Here is an 18,888-nt window from a genome sequence, read left to right as displayed (position 1 = left end):
CAAATCAAAATTACGCTGCTCTGCCGACAGTTTGCGCGTTTGTGTTCAACTAATCAAGGCGGCAGAACAATCCGCCATAAAACTATAGCGAAAATACACGGTTCGTGGAAAATGCCTGCAAAATCGGTGCATTGGCATTAAACGCGTCCCGCCAGGTCACCCGATCCCCAGATTTATGGCCGATACGGACGATCCCCAGTGCACCTTGGACAAAAAGGCACGCAATTCGCCCATGGTCCTTAAGTTGCGCGATCAACGCATCCGGAACCTGTTCCACACCACCCTGGACCATAATCACGTCATAGGGCCCATGTTCGGGGGCACCTTGCTCAAGCGGGCCGACATGGACAATCGCATTGTCAGCCTCCGCCTCCATCAGGATAGACTGAGATTCGGCCGCCAGATTTTCATCTTCCTCTACGGCAACAACCAGCTGTGCCATGCGCGCGGCGACTGCCGTCGAATACCCCAAGGCCGGAGCAATATCCAAAACCGACTCGTCGTTCGAAATGTTCAATATGTCCAGAATCTTAGCCAGGGTCCGCGGCTCCAACATGCAGCGCCCATCACCCAGTTCGATCAATCCCTCGACATATGCCGCTTCGCGCTGCGCGTCCGGCACGAAATTCTCGCGCTTGACGGTCAGCATCGCGTCTATGATGGGAAACTTCGTGACATCAGAAGGACGTATCTGCGTATCGACCATCGTCCGGCGGCGGGCTGCGAAATCTGTCATTGGATCGCTCATCTTGCTCCCTTGGGTGATTGAGTTCTGCCACATCCTTGAAAAACCGGCAACGGCCCAGACACGGAAACTTTCCAATCTTCACAAGATACAACGTCGCAACCAAAGACTAAGTTGGCACCCGGCCCTGAAATTTGCGCTCCCCCCTCTGGACGCTCCTGTCGAAAGCTGCTAAAACGCCGATCACACCACGGCAAGTATTTGATTTTACTTGAAAAGGCGAGTTGGCGGAGTGGTGACGCAGCGGATTGCAAATCCGTGTACACCGGTTCGATTCCGGTACTCGCCTCCATTTATTTCCAAGCACTTAGCTTTCTGCGCTGCTTTCGCAATTTCGGACGCCTAAAGTTCAGTATCAGATGCATGTTGCGATTGCGGGTCCAGCGATTCCATTTACACAACCGCACTACTTGATTGCCAAACCGAGAAGTGCTGAATCATCTGCGACGGCCGGGCTGAATTGCGCCTCGCTGCGTGATCGGATCGCATCGGATGCCGCTGACTGACTTCGGCAAGTCGCTTTTCTGACGTAGCGGGTTTTCAAACCCCAGTCGTGCTTGACAAGCCCCCTGCCCGTGCCGCATGTCGCATGCGTTGGTGTCCATCCCCGGATGGATGAAAAGGGAATGTGCCAGCGGTTATTCCGCCAAGCACAGCCGCCCCCGCGACCGTGACCGGAGAGGGTGCCCAAAGCCACTGGCCTAATAGGCCGGGAAGGCGGGACATCCAACAGAGGCTCGCCTCTGACATCCGCAAGCCGGGAGACCTGCCAGCACCCGAAGTTGAAACCGGGCGGGGTGTTCCGGTGTCGGGTCCATGTGCAGACGCGTGGCCCGCATGAAACCCCGTCCCCCGTATAAAGGATGAGGGGGATGAGAGACGTGACCGAGACCGCACCAGTCGAGTTGCTGGTCTGCACGACATGCCGCCGTGGGTTACCTATCGAAGATGACGCCCAGCGACCTGGCACTTTGCTGCATAAAGCACTTGAACAGGCTGGCTTGCCGGACGGCGTCGACCTGAAACCGGTGGAATGTCTGTCGAACTGTGATCAGGGATGCTCGATCGTTTTGCGTGGCGGCCCGTCCCGATGGACCTTCGTTTATGAAAACCTCGACGAGACTGACCATGTCGAGACCATCGTTGAAGGCGTCACCAAGTATCTGGCCGCTGAAGACGGTCTGGTGAAATGGCGCGAACGCCCCGAACATTTCCGCAAAAACTGTGCGGCCCGCATTCCCCCGATTGGAGCCCTGAAATGAGCAACCTTGAAAAACTCCCCGTCACTGTGATCACCGGCTTTCTGGGCTCGGGCAAAACCACGCTTGTCAAACACCTGATGCAGAACCCGCAGGGCAAGCGCCTGGCCGTTATCGTCAACGAGTTTGGCGATGTGGGTGTGGATGGCGATATCCTGAAATCCTGCGCCATTCCGGATTGCCCGGCGGAAAACATCATGGAACTTGCCAATGGCTGCATCTGCTGCACCGTAGCCGATGATTTCATCCCGACCATTGAGGCGCTGATGGCGCTGGAGCCGCGCCCCGATCACATACTGATCGAAACGTCCGGTCTCGCCCTGCCCAAGCCGCTGCTAAAGGCGTTTGATTGGCCGGATATCCGCTCGAGAATCACCGTCGATGGCGTGATCGCTCTGGCCGATGCCGAGGCCGTCGCCGCCGGGCGTTTCGCCCCTAACGTCGAAGCCGTGGACGCCCAGCGCCTGGCCGATGACTCGATCGACCACGAAACGCCTCTGTCCGAAGTCTTCGAGGACCAGATCTCGTGCGCCGACATCATCCTGCTGACAAAACCCGATCTGGCCGGTCCGGAAGGCGTTGCCAAAGCCAAAGAGGTCATCGCGGCTGAGGCTCCGCGCCCGCTGCCCGTGGTTGAGGTTGCCGAAGGCGCCGTTGACGTGCGTGTCGTGCTGGGCCTCGAAGCCGCCGCCGAGGATGACATGGATGCGCGCCCGTCGCATCACGACGGCCACCACGACCACGAACACGACGATTTCGAAAGCATCATCGTCGAGTTGCCCGAACAGACCGACCCGGCGGAACTGGTCGCCAATATCGAACGTCTGGCCAATGAGCTGAACATTCTGCGCGTCAAAGGCTATGCCGCCGTTCAGGGCAAACCCATGCGTCTGCTGGTGCAGGCCGTTGGTGCCCGCGTGCGTCATCAGTACGACCGCCCGTGGGAACCGGGTGAAGAGCGCCGCTCGCGTCTGGTGATCATTGCCGAGCATGACGACATCAATGAGGCCGCCATCCGCGATATCCTCGTGGGTGTGACCGAGGCCGCAGAGTAAACCATGCACGTCGTCTTCCGCGAAAGCCACGGGTTAGAAGAGACCGAAACCCCAACCGATCTGGGCCAGAGCCCGGCGGATCTGGTGGTGCTGTCCTTTTCGGACAGCGACCTTGGCGCTTTCGCGGCAGGCTGGCATCGCGGTGGTGGTGCCGAAGGGCGGATGCCGACGATGCGGTTGGCCAATCTGACTGCGTTAAAACACCCGCTGTCCGTCGACACCTACGTCGAACAAACGCTCGAGGGCGCCAAGGGCATCCTGATCCGCCTCATCGGCGGTGTCCCTTACTGGTCCTACGGATTGCAGCAAGTTCTGGCGCTGGCACAGGCCAAGGGCATCGCGCTGGCCGTCCTACCCGCCGACGGGCGCGAGGACACGCGTCTGGATGACTACTCCACCCTGCCCGTCTCGACCCTGCGGCGGCTAGCGCATCTGTGTGACACTGGCGGCGAAGTCGCGGCGCAAGCGGCTTTGGCACAAATGGCGCTTGCGGCGGGGCTTTATGCCGGGCCGGTGATGGGTGCAAAGACCTTGCCAGAGTGCGGCGCTTGGTGCCCGGATCGTGGCGTAATCCCGATCGAAACAACGTTCACGAGCGACGCGAAGTGTATTCTGGTAACCTTCTATCGTGCTTATCTGACATCGGCAGACACTGCCCCGGTCGCAGCCCTGATCCGCCGTTTGCGAGAGCGAGGCATCGAAGCTGTAGGCATGTTCGCCCCCTCGCTAAAAGCACCTGCAGCCGCCGATTGGCTGCGCGAGAATATCGCCTCCATTGAACCGGCGGCCATCATCAACGCAACCTCGTTCTCGGGCAAAGGCGCATCCGGCACCTCGCCACTGGACGCCGCCAATGTGCCGGTGTTTCAGGTTGCTCTGGCCACCTCACGCCGCCAGGCTTGGGCCGAGGCAGAGCGCGGTCTTTCGCCCGCTGATCTAGCGATGCATGTCGTCCTGCCCGAAGTGGACGGTCGGATCTCGGCAGGCATCGCCTCTTTCAAGGAACCGGGCAAGCGTGACCCGCATCTGGAGTATTCCCGTTTTGCCCACCGGGCTGAACCGGAACGGATCGAGGCTATCATCGACAGGGTCACCGGCTGGTTGAACCTGAACGACAAGCCCAAAGGGGATCAGGTCCCCGCCTTGGTGCTGTCCACCTATCCCGGCAAAGACTGGCAGATGGCCCATGCGGTGGGCCTCGATGCTTTGGCCTCGGCCGAGGCGATGCTGGCCGACCTGCAGGGCGAAGGGTATGACACCGCTCCTGCCCAGCCGATTTCTGATACGTTGTTGGACGCGCGGATTACGTGGTCGCTTGGCGAATATCTTACTGCGCTGGCAGACTTGCCGGAACAACTGCGCGCAGACCTCGAAACCGTCTGGGGCAAGCCCGAGGATGATCCGGCCTTTGCAGATGGCGCGTTCCACTTCACCGCCCTGCGCCGCGGCAAGGCGCTGGTCGCGTTGCAACCTGAACGCGGCACGCCCGAGTTGCGTGATGACGATTATCATGACCTGTCGCGTACCCCGCGCCACAGCTACGTGGCCTTCTACCTTTGGCTGCGCAAAGGTCTTGGTACGGATGCACTGATCCATATCGGCGCGCACGGTACGCTGGAATGGCTGCCAGGCAAATCTGTGGCGCTGTCCAACGAATGCTGGCCCGAGGTACTGATCGGCGATCTACCTGTCATCTACCCCTTCATCGTCAACGACCCTGGCGAGGCCGCGCAGGCCAAGCGCCGGATCGGGGCGGTCACACTCGGCCATATCCCACCGCCAATGAAGGAAAGCGGTACCCCGGATCGGATGGTTCGGCTGGAATCGCTGCTGGATGAGTTTTCGAATGCCGACGGGCTGGACCCCAAGCGCCGCGATCGCCTGCAAGAAGATATTCGGGACGAAGCGCAAGCCATCGGGCTGGAGAACGACCTCGGTCTCGATCAGGCCACCTGCATCGCCGAGGCGATCACCCGGATCGATCGTTTCGTCTGTGACATCAAGGAAAGCCAGTTCGGAGACGGGCTGCATATCTTTGGACGTGTGCCCGAAGCCACTGCCAATTTTGACACGGCTCCTTCTGCCCATGCCGAACGCACGGCATTGATCGACGCGCTAGCAGGCAAACGGATCGAGGCAGGCCCGTCCGGGTCCCCCTACCGCGGACGGTCAGACGTCCTGCCCACCGGGCGCAATCTGTATACCACCGATCCGCGCTCAGTCCCCACCCGTGCGGCCTATACCCAAGGCGTAAAGCTGGCTGAAGAATTGGTGCGGCGACACCTGCAGGAAGAGGGCGATTATCCCAAGGGGCTGATCGTTGATCTCTGGGGTTCAGCCACGATGCGCACGGCGGGCGAAGAGTTTGCCATGGCGCTGCACTTGCTGGGCGTCAAACCCGTTTGGGACAAAGGGTCCGAGCGGGTGTCGGGCATCGAAGTGCTACCTATCACTGACCTCAGTCGCCCACGTCTGGACGTGACCTTGCGCGTCTCAGGCCTGTTCCGTGATGTGTTCCCGACCCTTTCAGCGCTTTATGGTCAAGCTGTTCGCGCGTTGTCGGATCGCGATGAAGCCCCAGACTGGAACCCTTATGCCGGACAGGCCCCGGCGGCGCGCGTCTTTGGCCCGGCCCCGGGCAGCTATGGCGTGAACATGACCCAGCTGTCCGAAATCTATACGGATGAGGCCCGCGCGCAGGCGGGTGAGGCATGGCTTGAGGCCAGCTCTTTCGCTTTGGAAGGCGAACACGTCACACAAGATTTGGACGGCATTACCCAACGGGTCACGAACGCCGACAGTTTCGTGCACCTGCAGGATCTGACCGAAACCGATCTGCTGTTGGCCAACGACTATGCCACGCACGAGGCTGGTTTCGCCGCCGCCAAGACAGTCACCGGTGGTACGGCGCAGCTATACCATCTGGACAACACCAACCCGGATAGCCCGCGCGCCCGAACGCTGCCTGAAGAAATCAGCCGTGTGGTTCATGCCCGTGCCGCCAACCCGAACTGGATTGCAGGCATGCAAAGGCATGGCTTTCGGGGCGCTGCCGAAGTTGCGGCGACGCTGGATCACATGGCCTCTTTCGCCCATCTGTCAGGCACGGTCGCGCCGCACCTGTTCGACCTCTATCACGACGCGACTTTGGGCGACACCGAGGTCGACGCATTTTTGCAGGAGGCCAACCCGCGCGCGTATCAGGCCATGCAGGACAGGTTCCGCGCGTTGTTGGACGCGGGCCTTTGGAGCACCCGCCGCAACTCAATCCGGGCCGATCTGGAGGGGCTGGGATGAGCGCCCCGGTCGTTCAGGGTTGGTGCCCCGGTGCGCATCGGCCGATGATGTCGGGCGATGGTCTGGTGGTTCGGGTGCGCCCGCGTCTGGCCCGTTTGAGCGCCGAACAAACACGTGGTCTTTGTGAGTTGGCCGAGCAATTTGGCAATGGCACAATCGACCTGACCAACCGCGCCAATTTACAGCTGCGCGGGGTAAAAGAAGACGATCATCAGGCATTGCTGGCCGAACTGGCCGCGCTGAACCTTTTGGATGCTGAGCCCGGTATTGAAGTGCGCCGCAATATCCTGGTGTCGCCCCTATACAGATCAGGTGATCGAACCGCACAGCTGACACAGGAACTGATCGATCGGTTGGAGGAATTGCCGACTCTGCCCGCCAAATTCGGCTTTGCCATCGACACTGGCCCCAAGCGCCTGTTGGCGGCGGATTCGGCCGATATCCGGGTCGAGGCAGGTACTGATGGCCTCATCCTGCGCGCCGACGGGGCCAAAACTGGCTGCCGGGTCACAGAAACCAATGCAATTGACCGGCTTATCGCTCTGGCTGGATGGTTTTCCGAACGTTTCACGCCAGAAACCCGCCGCATGGCGCGGGTGGCCGCGACGCAGGATTTGCCAGCGGAGTGGCAAGGCAGCGCGCCCGGTGGCATCGGCACACCGCCGCAGCCCGGCGTCTGCGATCTGGGTACTCTGTATGGCGCGGCGTTCGGACAATTGCCGGCGCGACAACTCTCTGACCTCATTGCAGACAGCGTGGCGTCTGCCTTGCGGGTCACCCCATGGCGGCTGATTCTGCTGGAAGGCGGGGCGGCGATACAAACACCCGACTTTGTCATAGATGGCAACGACCCGCTGATGACAACCGACGCCTGCCCCGGCGCACCATTCTGCCCGCAAGCACAAGTGGAAACCCGTAGGGTTGCGCGCGAATTGGCGGCGCGGGTTGCAGGCAGCCTACACGTATCCGGTTGCGCCAAAGGCTGCGCCCGAATGGGGACGGCAAATGTCACACTGGTCGGCAATGACGGACGATTTGATCTTGTCAAAAACGGTCGCGCGGGGGATGAGCCGTCCCAACGCGGGCTGGCACCTGAAACACTTATGACTATGGACCTCTCCTGATGCCCTATGAATACGAAACCGATGGCGCAGCGATCTATAAGCAAAGCTTTGCCACGATCCGGTCTGAGGCCGATCTGGCGCGCTTTGACGCTGATGAAGAGCAGGTTGCGGTTCGCATGATCCACGCCGCCGGAATGGTCGGTCTGGAAGAATTCGTACATTTTTCGCCCGGTTTCGTGCCAGCCGCAAGGACCACGTTAGAGAATGGCGCACCTATACTGTGCGATGCGCGAATGGTCAGCGAGGGTGTGACCCGCTTCCGCCTGCCGGCCGATAATGAGGTGATCTGCACTCTGCATGACGAACGCGTGCGCCCACTGGCGGCTGAGATGAGCAACACCCGATCCGCTGCTGCTCTGGAGCTGTGGCGTCCGCATCTGGAAGGCGCTGTGGTCGCTATCGGTAATGCGCCGACCGCTCTGTTCCACCTGCTGAATATGCTGGAAGACCCCGATTGCCCACGCCCGGCCGCCATCATCGGGTGCCCGGTGGGCTTTGTCGGTGCCGTCGAATCCAAGGACGCATTGTGGGAGGCGCAGCCCGTGCCCTCTTGCATCATCAAGGGCCGTCTGGGCGGCAGCGCCATCACCGTCGCCGCGATAAACGCCATTGCGAGCCGCGCCGAATGAGTGGCGGCAAGATATACGGCGTGGGCCTTGGCCCCGGGGATCCGGACCTGATGAGCGTGCGGGCCGACCGCCTGCTGCGCAATGCGCGCCACGTGGCGTTCTTTCGCAAGCCCGGTCGCAGCGGTCAGGCGCGCAAGATCGTCAATGGGATGATCCCGGACAGCGCTGTTGAGTTTCCCATGGAATACCCTGTCACGACGGAAATTCCACTGGATGATCCGCGCTATAACGAATTGCTCTCGGCCTTTTACAAGGACTGTGCCGCGCATCTCAAAGCTCTGTCGGATCAGGGCGAGGACGTGGTGGTTTTGTGCGAGGGCGACCCGTTTTTCTATGGATCTTTCATGCATCTTTACAGCCGCTTGCGCGATCAGGCTGATGTTGAGGTCGTGCCAGCCATCACCGGAATGTCCGGCGCGTGGACCGCAACGGGTAATCCGATCACTTGGGGCGATGATGTGCTGACGGTACTGGTCGGTACCCTGCCTGAAGAAGATCTGGCAATTCGCATGGCGCAGACTGATGCTTTGGTTGTCATGAAAATCGGACGCAATATAGACAAGGTAAAGCGCGCGCTGAAAACAGCCGGTTTGTATGACCGCGCATGGATTGTCGAGTTTGCGCAGATGCCGAACCAGGTGGTGACGAAACTGTCCGAGGCATGCGAAAAGGTGACGCCCTATTTCTCGATCATCATCGTGCATGGTCAAGGACGGCGGCCATGAGCGGTTGGGTCAAGATTGCGGGTCTGGGGCCTGGTAACGAAGATCTTGTAACCCCCGAGGTTTCAGCTGCGTTGGCGGATGCCACGGACGTGGTCGGTTATATCCCCTATGTCGCGCGCGTGGCCGAGCGCCCTGGTCTGACGTTGCATGCTAGCGACAATCGGGTCGAGATCGACCGATCCCAACACGCGTTGCAGATGGCGGCTGAGGGGAAACGGGTGGTCGTGGTATCCTCGGGCGATCCCGGTGTGTTCGCAATGGCGGCAGCTGTGTTCGAAGCCCTAGAGAATGGTCCCGCCGAGTGGCGTAACATTCCCATAGATGTCCTACCCGGCATAACAGCGATGCTGGCGGCATCCGCGCGGGCCGGGGCACCGCTGGGTCATGATTTCTGTGCCATCAACCTCAGCGACAATCTGAAACCCTGGTCGCTGGTTGAAAAACGTCTTCGCCTAGCAGCGCAGGCGGATTTCGCGATGGCGTTTTATAACCCGCGCTCGAAATCCCGCCCGGAAGGCTTTGTAAAAACACTGGAAATCCTACGCGAAGAATGCGAGCCCGAGCGCCTGATCCTGTTCGCGCGTGCCGTATCCCGCGCGGATGAGGCGATCCGGATTTCAACACTGGCCGAGGCGACGCCTGACATGGCTGACATGCAAACCGTCGTCATTGTCGGGTCATCCCTGACGCGCGTCATCAACCGTGACAGCGCGCCGATCGTCTATACCCCGAGGTTCACCCCGGAATGAGCCAACCAGTCCAGAACCTGCGTCACGTTCGACAATTCGGTCCTTTGCGGAAGGGTCGGCCTGTCGATCATCAGCACCGGTACGCCCAGAGCGCGCGCGGCATCCAGCTTTGCGCGTGCACCGTTGCCGCCAGAGTTCTTGGACACAACCAGTTCAATTCCATGCTGCAGCATCAGCGCCCGGTCCCCTGCTTCAGTGAAAGGTCCGCGCGACACGATCGCCTCGCAATCGGGCAGCGGCAGTGCATCCGGTTCATCCACCAGCCTCAGCAAGAAGTGATGTTGGGGCTGAGCCGCGAAATCTTCAAGATGCAGGCGGCCAACGGCCAGAAAAACGCGCCGTTTTGGACCGCTCAAGGCGGTAACCGCCGCGCCTATATCAGAAACGTGCTGCCAACGATCTTCGTCCTGCGCGCGCCATGCCGGGCGCGTCAAAGCGACCAGGGGCACCCCGGCCTCGCGACACGCAGAAATGGCGTTTGTGCTCATTTGCGCGGCAAAGGGATGGGTGGCATCGACTACATGAGTGATCGCGTGGTCCGTCAGGTAACGGGTCAGGCCTTCGACGCCGCCGAACCCTCCAACACGCACTGGCAGGGGCTGCGGTCTTGGATTGTCTACCCGACCGGCATAGGAATAGGTTGCCGGGATGCCCTGATCGGCCAAGGTTTTGGCCAGTGCATTGGCCTCGGTCGTGCCACCAAGGATCAGGAGGTTGGTCATGCATGAAGCTCCGTGGCTAAGCGTTTTGGGCTTGGGCGAAGATGGACTGGATGGCCTGTCACCCGCAAGTCGTCAAGTACTGGAGCGTGCCGAAATCATCATGGGCCCGCCGCGCCATTTGTCACTGATCCCCGACACAGGCGCACAGCGCGTAGATTGGCCCGTGCCTTTTACCGACGGCCTGCCGATCCTGACCGGGTTTCGCGGACACCCAACGGTTGTTCTGGCCTCGGGCGATCCGTTCTGGTTCGGCGCGGGCTCGGTAATCGCGCGCAACTTCGACGCCGGAGAATGGACCGCCCATCCGGGTCAGTCCACGTTCTCGCTGGCTGCGGCACGTCTGGGCTGGCCGTTGGAAAGCACGCAGACATTCGGTCTGCACGCCGCCCCGCTGACTCGTCTGCGCCCGCATCTTTCGCCTGGATTGCGCGCCATCCTGCTGCTGCGCAACGGCGCTGCGGTGGCCGAGCTTGCGACATATCTGAACGAAACTGGCTTTGCCGATACGCAATTGCATGTCATGGAAGCCCTTGGCGGCCCCCGCGAACGGTCGCGCAGCGTGTCGCTGACCGAAGCCCTGCTGGGCGGGTTCGATCATCCGGTCTGCGTTGGGCTTGAAGTTGCGGGTGAAGGAAAGGCGCTGCCCAAGGCCTCGGGTAAGCCGGATGAGATCTTCGAGAATGATGGCCAGATCACCAAACGCCCAGTGCGGGCGCTGACCCTGTCGGCGCTGGCCCCCAAGCGCGGCGAGCATCTGTGGGATATCGGCGGCGGCACCGGCTCGATCAGTATCGAGTGGCTGATGTGCGACCCGACCCTGACCGCAACCACGATCGAACCCCGCGAGGATCGCGCGGACCGCATTCGCCGCAATGCCGACACGTTAGGGCAAGACCGGCTGCAAGTGGTGCATGGCACCGCGCCGACCGCGCTGGACGGCCTTGGGTTTCCGGATGCGGTATTCATCGGCGGCGGCCTGAGTACCGAATTGCTGAATTGGTTGCACACCGCCCTGCCCGCCGGCACCAGGTTGGTCGCCAATGCTGTGACGCTGGAAAGCGAAGCCTTACTGGCGCAATGGCACGAAAAACTAGGCGGAGAACTTTTGCGCATCGAACTGGCGCAGGCTTCGGCACTGGGGCCTCGGCGTGGTTGGAAATCCGCATATCCGGTGGTGCAGTGGAGCGTAATCCTATGATCATCGCAGGTTTGGGGTTTTCATCAACTGCGACTGTGGACAGCCTGCGCGCTGTATTTGAGCGGGCCAGCGTTGGGCAAAACGTCGACGCGCTGGCCACTGTTGCCGACAAGGAAGGTCACGCCGCGCTGTCCGAGTTTGCCGCAGAGACCGCCCTGCCCCTGCATTTCATTGCTGCTGCCGATCTGGCGGGACAGCGCACTCTCACCTGCTCGAACCGCAGCCGTGCCACCTATGGCACCGGCAGCGTAGCCGAAGCATCCGCCCTTGCCGCTGCCGGAACAGGCGCGCGGCTGACCTCACCCAGACAGATTTCGGACGACCGGCTTGCAACCTGCGCCGTCGCCATCGGAGGACAAACATGACCGTTCATTTCATCGGCGCCGGACCCGGCGCTGCCGACCTTCTGACCCTGCGGGGGCGTGATATCATCGCGTCGTGCCCGGTGTGCCTGTATGCAGGATCGCTGGTGCCCGAAGAGATTCTGGCCCACTGCCCCGAGGGCGCAAAGATCATCAACACCGCGCCAATGGATCTGGATCAGATCATGGCCGAGATTGAGGCAGCGCATAAGGCTGGCAATGACATTGCACGTCTGCATTCCGGCGACCTGTCGGTTTGGTCGGCAATGGGTGAACAGATCCGGCGATTGAAGGAGATGGGCATTCCGGTCAGCGTGACCCCCGGTGTACCATCGTTCGCCGCAGCGGCTGCATCGCTGGGAACGGAACTGACCTTGCCCGGATTGGCGCAATCTGTGGTCCTGACCCGGACGCCCGGCCGCGCATCTTCAATGCCCGAAGGCGAAACTCTTGAGAACTTTGCCCGTACCGGCGCAACTCTGGCCATTCACCTGTCGATCGGAAATCTGGACAACGTGATCGCGGACCTTACCCCGGCCTATGGAGCAGACTGCCCAGTGGCAGTGGTATATCGCGCCAGCTGGCCGGACGAACGGATCATTCGCGCCACGTTGGCGACCCTGAAAGACGCACTGGACGAGAGTATCTCTCGCACCGCTCTGATCATGGTTGGCCCGGCACTTGCAGGCGAAGGCTTTGCCGAAAGCTGTCTCTATTCAAAAGATTACGACCGCCGGTACCGCCCGCAAAGCGCGGACAGTCCATGGTCAAGCTGGAGCCCCGAGAATGAATGACGGGATGACCAACCCTCCGGGGTTACTGATTTCTGCGCCGTCTTCCGGGACAGGCAAAACCACCGTCATGCTGGGTCTTCTGCGTGCGCTTGCCGAGGATGGCCTGACGGTGCAACCGTTCAAGAGCGGACCGGACTATATCGATCCAGCCTTTCACCGTGCCGCAGCCGGACGCGCCTCGTTCAACCTAGACAGCTGGGCGATGGCCGATCCGATGCTGAACGCGATTTCTGCCCAGGCCGAAGGCGCGGATATCGTCGTGGCCGAAGGTTCGATGGGCCTGTTCGACGGCGTTGCCAAGCCCGGAGAGCTTGGGCACGGATCAAGCGCGGAAACCGCGCAGCGTATGGGGTGGCCTGTAGTTCTGGTGCTGGATGTGGGCGGTCAGGCCCAATCTGCGGCGGCCACTGCGCTGGGATTTCGGATGTACAATCCCGACCTGCCCTTTGCCGGTGTGATCCTGAACCGCTGCGCCAGCCCACGCCACGAACGCCTGACCCGGTTGGGTATGGAGCGAGCAGGATTGCCGGTTCTGGGCGTGTTGCCCCGGCGTGGAGATCTGACCCTGCCCGAGCGGCATCTTGGTTTGATTCAGGCGGTCGAGCACCCGGATCTGGAAAGCGCGATTGCCGGTTACGCCACATTCCTGCGCGAGCATGTGGATCTTGAGGCGATCAAGGCGGCGGCTTCCTCAGGCCCCAAGGGGCCATCGTCAGCCGCGCTGCCGCGGCCTCCGGCACAGCGGATCGCGCTTGCACGAGATGCGGCGTTTTCGTTCACCTACCCGCATTTGCTGGAAGGCTGGCGCGCGGCGGGGGCGGAAATCCTGCCGTTTTCACCGCTGGCAAATGAAGCCCCGGCTGCGGATGCCGATCTGGTCTGGTTGCCCGGTGGCTACCCTGAACTGCACGCGGGCACTTTGGCAGCTGCCGACGCATTCCTGAGCGGTCTGCGCAAACACGCGGAGACAAAGCCCGTTCATGGGGAATGCGGTGGGTATATGGCCTTGGGCGAAGCTCTGGTCGACAAGGAAGGGGGCCGGCATCAGATGGCAGGTCTGCTTGGGCTCGTGACCTCCTATGAGAAGCGAAAGTTCAATCTTGGGTATCGCAAGGCGCAATTGTTGGCCCCAATGGCAGGGTATGCCGCTGAAGCGACATTGCGTGGCCATGAGTTTCATTATTCTTCGATCGTGGAACAACCCGATGCGCCTTTGGCCCGGGTGTTCGATGCTGAAGGGGTTGAGGGTCCACAAACCGGATCATTTCGGGGCAACGTGACCGGAACATTTTTTCATCTGATCGCAGAGGCGCAGGCATGAGCGGTTTCGTTTCGTTCATTGGCTCCGGTCCCGGGGATCCGGAACTGCTGACGCTTAAGGCCGTGGACCGGATGCAAAAGGCAGACGCAGTGCTGTTCGATGACCTCAGCAGTGGCCCAATCCTGAGCCATGCGCATCAGGACGCAGACCTTGTTGGCGTCGGCAAACGCGCCGGTCGCCCGTCACCGAAACAAGACCACGTCAGCCGCCTGTTGGTAGACTATGCCAAAACCGGTGCCCGCGTTGTGCGACTGAAATCCGGCGATGGCGGTCTGTTTGGACGTCTGGAAGAAGAACTGGTGGCGCTGCGCGAGGCCAGGATCGAATATGAGATTATCCCTGGCATCCCATCAGCGGTTGCCGCAGCAGCGGCGGCTGGCATTCCCCTGACGCGGCGACTCACGGCGCGTCGCGTGCAATTCGTCACCGGCCACGATGTCAGTGGCAAGCTGCCGGACGATCTGAATTTGACCGCGCTTGCCGACCCAGATGCCACCACGGTTGTGTTCATGGGCAAGCGCACATTTCCTTTGCTGGTCAAGGCGCTGAATGAACATGGCTTGCCGCTGGAAACACCGGCGCTGATGGCCGAATCCGTTTCAACCCCGGATCAGGTACTACACCGATCCACGGTTGGTGAGTTGGCGGACAAGCTGGGTGCTGAGATCGGCACGGCCCCTGCCCTGATCCTTTACGGCCCTCTGGCAGAGACTGACGATGTTTGACCTGACCCTGATCGGTATTGGCACCGGCAATCCGGACCACCTGACGTTTCAAGGCGCTAGTGCCATTCGGGACGCAGACCTGATCCTGATCCCGCGCAAGGGCGAAAACAAGGCCGATCTGGCCGATTTGCGAGAAGAGATTATCGCGCAGGTAACCGACACCGCGCCACAGATCGCATATTTTGATATTCCCAAACGACGCGCCGATGATGGCTATCTGCGCGGCGTGGATGAATGGCACGATGCCATCGCTCTGCGATGGCAGGAGGCGATCGCGGCGCATCGTGATGCAAAGCGGGTTGCCCTTTTGATCTGGGGCGATCCCTCGCTTTATGACAGTTCGCTGCGCATCGCCTCTCGGCTGCAACCCCAACCGGAGACGCGCGTAATCCCTGGTATCACTGCGCTTCAGGCGCTGACCGCGGCGCATGCGATACCGATTAACGATCTGGGCGCGCCGTATGTCGTGACCACCGGTCGGCGCATTCGGGATGAAGGCTGGCCGCTAAACGCTTCAAAAGTGGCTGTTATGCTGGACGGCGAGTGTTCGTTTCAAAGCCTTGAGATGGCCAACTACGAAATCTGGTGGGGCGCTTATGTGGGGATGAAGGAAGAAATCCTGATCCACGGTCGTTTGGCTGATATGGCGTCGCTGATAGTCGAAACGCGGGCAAAAGCGCGGGCGGATCATGGCTGGATCATGGACATCTATCTCCTGAAAAGGCACGTGGACTGATCCGAAGGCAACTTCTGCGACTGCTACCCACGGGATTGTGACTGCGCGAAATACGAGTTTCTGGCATCAATTTCGTACCCATACCCATGAGGACAGCACGATGAAGGCTATTTCGACCGTACTGTGTTTGCTGGCCCTTCCCGCGCTGGCGCAAGAACCGCTGCCGGGCTGGGCCGTTCACTTCACCGACAAAAGCCATGATGCTTTGGTCGCGGATACGAAGGCCGCTGTCAAAGAAAATGGTCTGATTGTTGTAACGCAGGCCGGGCCCACCAAGGCGGCGGCGGCCCGTGGCATCATTATTCCCGGAAACTTGGTAATCGGTGCCTTTAACAACGACTACGCGGTGCGGGTTCTGGAAACCTCGGTCAACGCAATGATCGAAGCGCCCATCCGGTTCTACGTGACCGAGAATGCGGATGGCACGGCGACTTTGTCCTACAAAACCCCAAGCCACGTCTTTGCCCCCTATGCCAAGCAAGGCGGTGAGCCACTGCAAGAAATTGCGGCGGAACTGGATGAAAAGTTTCAGGCAGTGGCGGAATCCGCAGTCAATTAGTCACACTGCCGTGAACCTGCTTGCGTCCGGACGCGTCCTCCGCAATCTGCAATGACGTATTATTTCGGAGCATAACTAATGCAGGACCTTTCGCCCCGCGCTGCGGACCTTTTGGCCCAAAGACTTTACGAGGCCGGATGCCGCCATGCCTTTGGTATGCCCGGTGGCGAGGTTCTGACGTTGGTGGATGCGCTGGAACAGGCGGGGATCACCTTTCACCTGACCAAGCACGAAAACGCCGCCGGATTCATGGCCGAAGCCGTGCATCACCGCGACGGCGCGCCTGCCATTCTGGTGGCGACGCTTGGCCCCGGTGCGATGAACGGGATCAACGTGGTCGCGAACGCTTTGCAGGACCGGGTGCCGATGATCGTGCTGACCGGTTGCGTCGATGCGGATGAAGCGCTGACCTATACCCATCAGGTTATGGATCACGCACAGGTCTATCGCTCGATCACCAAAGGAACCTTTAAACTGACGGCACAGGGCGCGGATATCGTGGCAGACAAGGCCGTATCGCTGGCCAACCAGCCGCGCCCCGGACCCGTGCATATCGATATTCCGATCTCGGTTGCGGATATGTGCGTATCCAGCGTCAAGAAGCGGCGACTGGTCAAGGCTGCCGCCGTCGCGCCCGAGGGCAATTGCCTGGAGAAAGCGCGCCGTTGGGTGGCTGACGCGGAACGTCCCATTGCGATTGTGGGGCTGGACGTGCTGTATGACGGATCGCGCAATGTTGTGCAGGCGTTTCTGGAACATTTCGGCATCCCCTTTGTAACCACCTACAAAGCCAAGGGAGTTGTGCCCGAAGATCACCCCCTTTGCCTTGGCGGGGCCGGATTGTCACCGCTGGCCGACAAACACCTTTTGCCGCTGGTTGAACAGGCCGATCTGGTCTTGTGCCTTGGCTACGACCCGATCGAGATGCGCCCCGGCTGGCGCGAGGTCTGGGACCCTGAAGAAAAGCGAGTCATCGACATCTCGGCTGTGGTCAATGACCACTATATGCATCAGGCCAGCCTGAATATGGTCGCCGATACGGGTGCCACGTTGGAGGCCATGGCAAAGGGCAACCCTGCCCGCGAAACGTGGCCGGACGGCGAACCCACACGGGTCAAAACCGCGCTGGCTGAGGCGTTCCCGACCGATGAGGAATGGGGCCCCGCCGCTGTCATCGCCGAAACCCGTGCAACCCTGCCTGCCGAAACACTGGCTACAGCCGACAGTGGCGCGCATCGTATCTTGCTGAGTCAGATGTGGGATTGTTCCGAGGAACGCGGACTGATCCAGTCCTCGGCGCTGTGTACCATGGGCTGCGCCGTACCAATGGCGATTGGCATGAAACTGGCCGAACCGGACCGCCCAGTCATCAGTTTTTCCGGCGACGCCGGGTTCCTGATGGTAGCCGGAGAGCTGTCGACTGCCGCCGAAATGGGCGGAAACCCGATCTTTCTTGTCTTTGTCGATGCCAGCCTTGCGCTGATCGAGCTGAAACAGCGCCAGCGCCAGATGGGCAACAGGGGCGTGGATTTCGACCATCACGACTTTGCAGCCATGGGCCGGGCGTTTGGCGGTAAAGGTCACACCGTTCGCAACCGCGAGGAACTGCGCAATGCCCTGAATGAGGCGATGAAAGCCAACTCATTCACCGTGATTGCCGCAGAAATTGACCGTGGGGGCTATGATGGCCGGATCTGAAGGACCGCTGAAGGGCGTCAAAATCCTGGACCTCAGTCGCATTTTGGCCGGACCGACCTGCACGCAGTTGCTGGGCGATCTGGGGGCCAGCGTGATCAAGATCGAAAACCCCGCGACTGGCGGGGATGACACCCGCCAGTGGGGCCCTCCTTACGTCGAAGATGCGCAAGGCAACCGGTCCGATCTAAGCGCTTATTTCATGTCGGCCAACCGCAACAAGAAATCCGTGGCTATCGACATCACCACGACCGAGGGGCAATCTGAAATCAAACGGTTGGCCTCGCATGCGGACATTCTGATCGAGAACTTCAAACCCGGCGGATTGGCGAAATACGGTCTGGACTACGCCACGTTGTCGCAAGACTTTCCCAGCCTCGTCTATTGCTCGATCTCGGGTTACGGCCAGACCGGGCCGAACGCGTCCAAGCCGGGCTATGACCTGATGGCGCAGGGGTACGGCGGGATCATGTCGCTGACAGGCGAACCCAATGGCGCGCCGATGAAGGTGGGCGTTGGCATCGCCGATGTGATGTGCGGAATGTACGCAAGTGTCGGCATTCTAGCCGCCCTGCGCCACCGCGATCAGACCGGCGAAGGCCAGCAGATTGATCTGGCGCTGGTAGATGCGCAGATCGCGTGGCTAATCAACGAAGGTGCGAACTATCTAACCTCGGGCACCGTGCCCCAACGGCGCGGCAACGGGCATCCGAACATCGTGCCCTATGACGTTTATGAAACCGCCGATGGCCACGTCATTCTGGCCGTCGGAAATGACAGTCAGTTCCGCCGGTTCTGCGAATTCATCGATCACCCCGATCTGGCGGATGACCCACGTTTCGCCACCAACCCAGCTAGGCTGGAAAATCGTGACGCGTTAAACGCCGTGCTGCGTCCGGTGGTGAAGACCCATACTTCAGAGACCATGATTGAGCAGCTCGAAGCCCGCAAGGTTCCGGTTGGTCCAGTACAGACTTTGGATCAGGTTTTTTCAACCGATCAGGTCGAAGCCCGCCAGATGCAGATCGCGATGCAGGCCGCACCGGGTGACGTTCAACTGATCGGGAATCCGCTGAAACTGTCGCGCACACCTGTAACATATCGGGCTGCTCCGCCCGTCTTTGGGGCCGATACGCAGGCCGTTTTGCGCGCTGAAAACCCCTTTGACGATTGAAACACTCTGCCCATTTCGG

Annotated in this window: 18 protein-coding genes, 1 tRNA gene and 1 riboswitch; of the genes, 17 read left to right on the top strand and 2 right to left on the bottom strand. The window is 60.6% G+C overall.

All coding sequences use genetic code 11. The features are described from left to right. Positions 1-82: 82 nt before the first annotated feature. Complete coding sequence (locus AC2FD9_RS09465) at positions 83-736, bottom strand: protein-L-isoaspartate O-methyltransferase family protein (protein WP_282119906.1); 654 nt, start codon at positions 734-736, stop codon at positions 83-85. A 227-nt stretch (positions 737-963) separates the two neighbouring features. Between AC2FD9_RS09465 and AC2FD9_RS09460 the strand changes: the two genes are divergently transcribed. The 8 genes from AC2FD9_RS09460 (at position 964) to cobJ (ending at position 9,583) form a co-directional block, all read left to right on the top strand. Then, positions 964-1,037: transfer RNA gene (locus tag AC2FD9_RS09460), tRNA-Cys, on the top strand. A gap of 286 nt (positions 1,038-1,323) precedes the next feature. Continuing rightward, positions 1,324-1,533: riboswitch (cobalamin riboswitch) on the top strand. An 84-nt stretch (positions 1,534-1,617) separates the two neighbouring features. Further along, positions 1,618-2,007 carry a DUF1636 family protein gene (locus tag AC2FD9_RS09455; RefSeq protein ID WP_058274172.1) on the top strand — a complete coding sequence of 130 codons (390 nt, stop codon included), beginning with the start codon at positions 1,618-1,620 and terminating at the stop codon, positions 2,005-2,007. Next, positions 2,004-3,059 (top strand): cobalamin biosynthesis protein CobW, encoded by a 1,056-nt coding sequence (cobW, locus tag AC2FD9_RS09450; RefSeq protein ID WP_496836545.1) that lies wholly within the window; start codon positions 2,004-2,006, stop codon positions 3,057-3,059. Before AC2FD9_RS09455 ends, cobW begins: the two co-directional genes overlap by 4 nt. Positions 3,060-3,062: 3 nt before the next feature. Further along, positions 3,063-6,356, top strand: coding sequence for a cobaltochelatase subunit CobN (gene cobN / locus AC2FD9_RS09445; RefSeq protein WP_496836543.1), 3,294 nt, complete (start codon positions 3,063-3,065; stop codon positions 6,354-6,356). Beyond that, positions 6,353-7,480, top strand: coding sequence for a ferredoxin-like domain-containing protein (locus AC2FD9_RS09440; RefSeq protein WP_496836541.1), 1,128 nt, complete (start codon positions 6,353-6,355; stop codon positions 7,478-7,480). The genes cobN and AC2FD9_RS09440 overlap by 4 nt, the downstream gene beginning before the upstream one ends. Further along, positions 7,480-8,109: a precorrin-8X methylmutase gene (locus tag AC2FD9_RS09435; protein ID WP_496836539.1), complete on the top strand. Its 630-nt coding sequence runs from the start codon at positions 7,480-7,482 to the stop codon at positions 8,107-8,109. Before AC2FD9_RS09440 ends, AC2FD9_RS09435 begins: the two co-directional genes overlap by 1 nt. Next, positions 8,106-8,834 (top strand): precorrin-2 C(20)-methyltransferase, encoded by a 729-nt coding sequence (locus AC2FD9_RS09430; protein ID WP_496836537.1) that lies wholly within the window; start codon positions 8,106-8,108, stop codon positions 8,832-8,834. The genes AC2FD9_RS09435 and AC2FD9_RS09430 overlap by 4 nt, the downstream gene beginning before the upstream one ends. Continuing rightward, positions 8,831-9,583, top strand: a complete 753-nt coding sequence (cobJ, locus tag AC2FD9_RS09425) for a precorrin-3B C(17)-methyltransferase (protein WP_496836536.1) — start codon at positions 8,831-8,833, stop codon at positions 9,581-9,583. Before AC2FD9_RS09430 ends, cobJ begins: the two co-directional genes overlap by 4 nt. On the opposite strand, the gene AC2FD9_RS09420 is transcribed toward cobJ, so the two are convergent. Next, on the bottom strand, positions 9,556-10,305 hold the full coding sequence (locus tag AC2FD9_RS09420; RefSeq protein ID WP_472724117.1) for a cobalt-precorrin-6A reductase: 750 nt from the start codon (positions 10,303-10,305) through the stop codon (positions 9,556-9,558). The genes cobJ and AC2FD9_RS09420 overlap by 28 nt on opposite strands. On the opposite strand from AC2FD9_RS09420, the gene cbiE reads away from it, so the two are divergent. From cbiE to AC2FD9_RS09375, 9 genes are all read left to right on the top strand, one after another. Beyond that, a complete protein-coding gene (cbiE, locus tag AC2FD9_RS09415) occupies positions 10,304-11,503 on the top strand; it encodes a precorrin-6y C5,15-methyltransferase (decarboxylating) subunit CbiE (RefSeq protein ID WP_496836535.1) in 1,200 nt (399 codons plus the stop codon). The two genes, AC2FD9_RS09420 and cbiE, sit on opposite strands and share 2 nt — an antisense overlap. Continuing rightward, the gene (locus tag AC2FD9_RS09410) at positions 11,500-11,868 is read left to right on the top strand and encodes a cobalamin biosynthesis protein (RefSeq protein WP_109313944.1); all 369 of its coding nucleotides are present in this window, start codon (positions 11,500-11,502) and stop codon (positions 11,866-11,868) included. Before cbiE ends, AC2FD9_RS09410 begins: the two co-directional genes overlap by 4 nt. Next, positions 11,865-12,659, top strand: coding sequence for a precorrin-4 C(11)-methyltransferase (cobM, locus tag AC2FD9_RS09405; RefSeq protein ID WP_058274182.1), 795 nt, complete (start codon positions 11,865-11,867; stop codon positions 12,657-12,659). The genes AC2FD9_RS09410 and cobM overlap by 4 nt, the downstream gene beginning before the upstream one ends. Continuing rightward, positions 12,652-13,980, top strand: coding sequence for a cobyrinic acid a,c-diamide synthase CobB (locus tag AC2FD9_RS09400; protein ID WP_496697018.1), 1,329 nt, complete (start codon positions 12,652-12,654; stop codon positions 13,978-13,980). Before cobM ends, AC2FD9_RS09400 begins: the two co-directional genes overlap by 8 nt. After that, complete coding sequence (gene cobA / locus AC2FD9_RS09395; RefSeq protein WP_496697020.1) at positions 13,977-14,705, top strand: uroporphyrinogen-III C-methyltransferase; 729 nt, start codon at positions 13,977-13,979, stop codon at positions 14,703-14,705. Before AC2FD9_RS09400 ends, cobA begins: the two co-directional genes overlap by 4 nt. Beyond that, positions 14,698-15,441, top strand: coding sequence for a precorrin-6A synthase (deacetylating) (cobF, locus tag AC2FD9_RS09390; RefSeq protein ID WP_496836533.1), 744 nt, complete (start codon positions 14,698-14,700; stop codon positions 15,439-15,441). The genes cobA and cobF overlap by 8 nt, the downstream gene beginning before the upstream one ends. Positions 15,442-15,541: 100 nt before the next feature. Continuing rightward, complete coding sequence (locus AC2FD9_RS09385; protein WP_496836531.1) at positions 15,542-16,000, top strand: DUF302 domain-containing protein; 459 nt, start codon at positions 15,542-15,544, stop codon at positions 15,998-16,000. A gap of 78 nt (positions 16,001-16,078) precedes the next feature. Then, positions 16,079-17,698: a thiamine pyrophosphate-binding protein gene (locus AC2FD9_RS09380; RefSeq protein ID WP_109313950.1), complete on the top strand. Its 1,620-nt coding sequence runs from the start codon at positions 16,079-16,081 to the stop codon at positions 17,696-17,698. Then, positions 17,685-18,869: a CaiB/BaiF CoA transferase family protein gene (locus tag AC2FD9_RS09375; RefSeq protein ID WP_496836529.1), complete on the top strand. Its 1,185-nt coding sequence runs from the start codon at positions 17,685-17,687 to the stop codon at positions 18,867-18,869. Before AC2FD9_RS09380 ends, AC2FD9_RS09375 begins: the two co-directional genes overlap by 14 nt. Positions 18,870-18,888 lie beyond the last annotated feature (19 nt).

The sequence above is a fragment of the Ruegeria sp. YTSC230 genome, from assembly GCF_059609665.1.
The sequence above is the reverse complement of the archived record's forward strand: the minus strand, read 5'-3'. Positions and strand labels throughout refer to the sequence as shown.

What these genes read in the sequence shown, in the direction of transcription:
- AC2FD9_RS09385 (WP_496836531.1), top strand. Translation starts at nt 15,542, where the DNA reads ATGAAGGCTATTTCGACCGTACTGTGTTTGCTGGCCCTTCCCGCGCTG.
- AC2FD9_RS09435 (WP_496836539.1), top strand. Translation starts at nt 7,480, where the DNA reads ATGCCCTATGAATACGAAACCGATGGCGCAGCGATCTATAAGCAAAGC.
- AC2FD9_RS09410 (WP_109313944.1), top strand. Translation starts at nt 11,500, where the DNA reads ATGATCATCGCAGGTTTGGGGTTTTCATCAACTGCGACTGTGGACAGC.
- AC2FD9_RS09420 (WP_472724117.1), bottom strand. Translation starts at nt 10,305, where the DNA reads ATGACCAACCTCCTGATCCTTGGTGGCACGACCGAGGCCAATGCACTG.
- cobN (WP_496836543.1), top strand. Translation starts at nt 3,063, where the DNA reads ATGCACGTCGTCTTCCGCGAAAGCCACGGGTTAGAAGAGACCGAAACC.
- AC2FD9_RS09380 (WP_109313950.1), top strand. Translation starts at nt 16,079, where the DNA reads ATGCAGGACCTTTCGCCCCGCGCTGCGGACCTTTTGGCCCAAAGACTT.
- AC2FD9_RS09375 (WP_496836529.1), top strand. Translation starts at nt 17,685, where the DNA reads ATGGCCGGATCTGAAGGACCGCTGAAGGGCGTCAAAATCCTGGACCTC.
- cobF (WP_496836533.1), top strand. Translation starts at nt 14,698, where the DNA reads ATGTTTGACCTGACCCTGATCGGTATTGGCACCGGCAATCCGGACCAC.
- cobM (WP_058274182.1), top strand. Translation starts at nt 11,865, where the DNA reads ATGACCGTTCATTTCATCGGCGCCGGACCCGGCGCTGCCGACCTTCTG.
- AC2FD9_RS09455 (WP_058274172.1), top strand. Translation starts at nt 1,618, where the DNA reads ATGAGAGACGTGACCGAGACCGCACCAGTCGAGTTGCTGGTCTGCACG.
- cobA (WP_496697020.1), top strand. Translation starts at nt 13,977, where the DNA reads ATGAGCGGTTTCGTTTCGTTCATTGGCTCCGGTCCCGGGGATCCGGAA.
- AC2FD9_RS09400 (WP_496697018.1), top strand. Translation starts at nt 12,652, where the DNA reads ATGAATGACGGGATGACCAACCCTCCGGGGTTACTGATTTCTGCGCCG.
- AC2FD9_RS09440 (WP_496836541.1), top strand. Translation starts at nt 6,353, where the DNA reads ATGAGCGCCCCGGTCGTTCAGGGTTGGTGCCCCGGTGCGCATCGGCCG.
- cbiE (WP_496836535.1), top strand. Translation starts at nt 10,304, where the DNA reads ATGCATGAAGCTCCGTGGCTAAGCGTTTTGGGCTTGGGCGAAGATGGA.
- cobJ (WP_496836536.1), top strand. Translation starts at nt 8,831, where the DNA reads ATGAGCGGTTGGGTCAAGATTGCGGGTCTGGGGCCTGGTAACGAAGAT.
- AC2FD9_RS09430 (WP_496836537.1), top strand. Translation starts at nt 8,106, where the DNA reads ATGAGTGGCGGCAAGATATACGGCGTGGGCCTTGGCCCCGGGGATCCG.
- cobW (WP_496836545.1), top strand. Translation starts at nt 2,004, where the DNA reads ATGAGCAACCTTGAAAAACTCCCCGTCACTGTGATCACCGGCTTTCTG.
- AC2FD9_RS09465 (WP_282119906.1), bottom strand. Translation starts at nt 736, where the DNA reads ATGACAGATTTCGCAGCCCGCCGCCGGACGATGGTCGATACGCAGATA.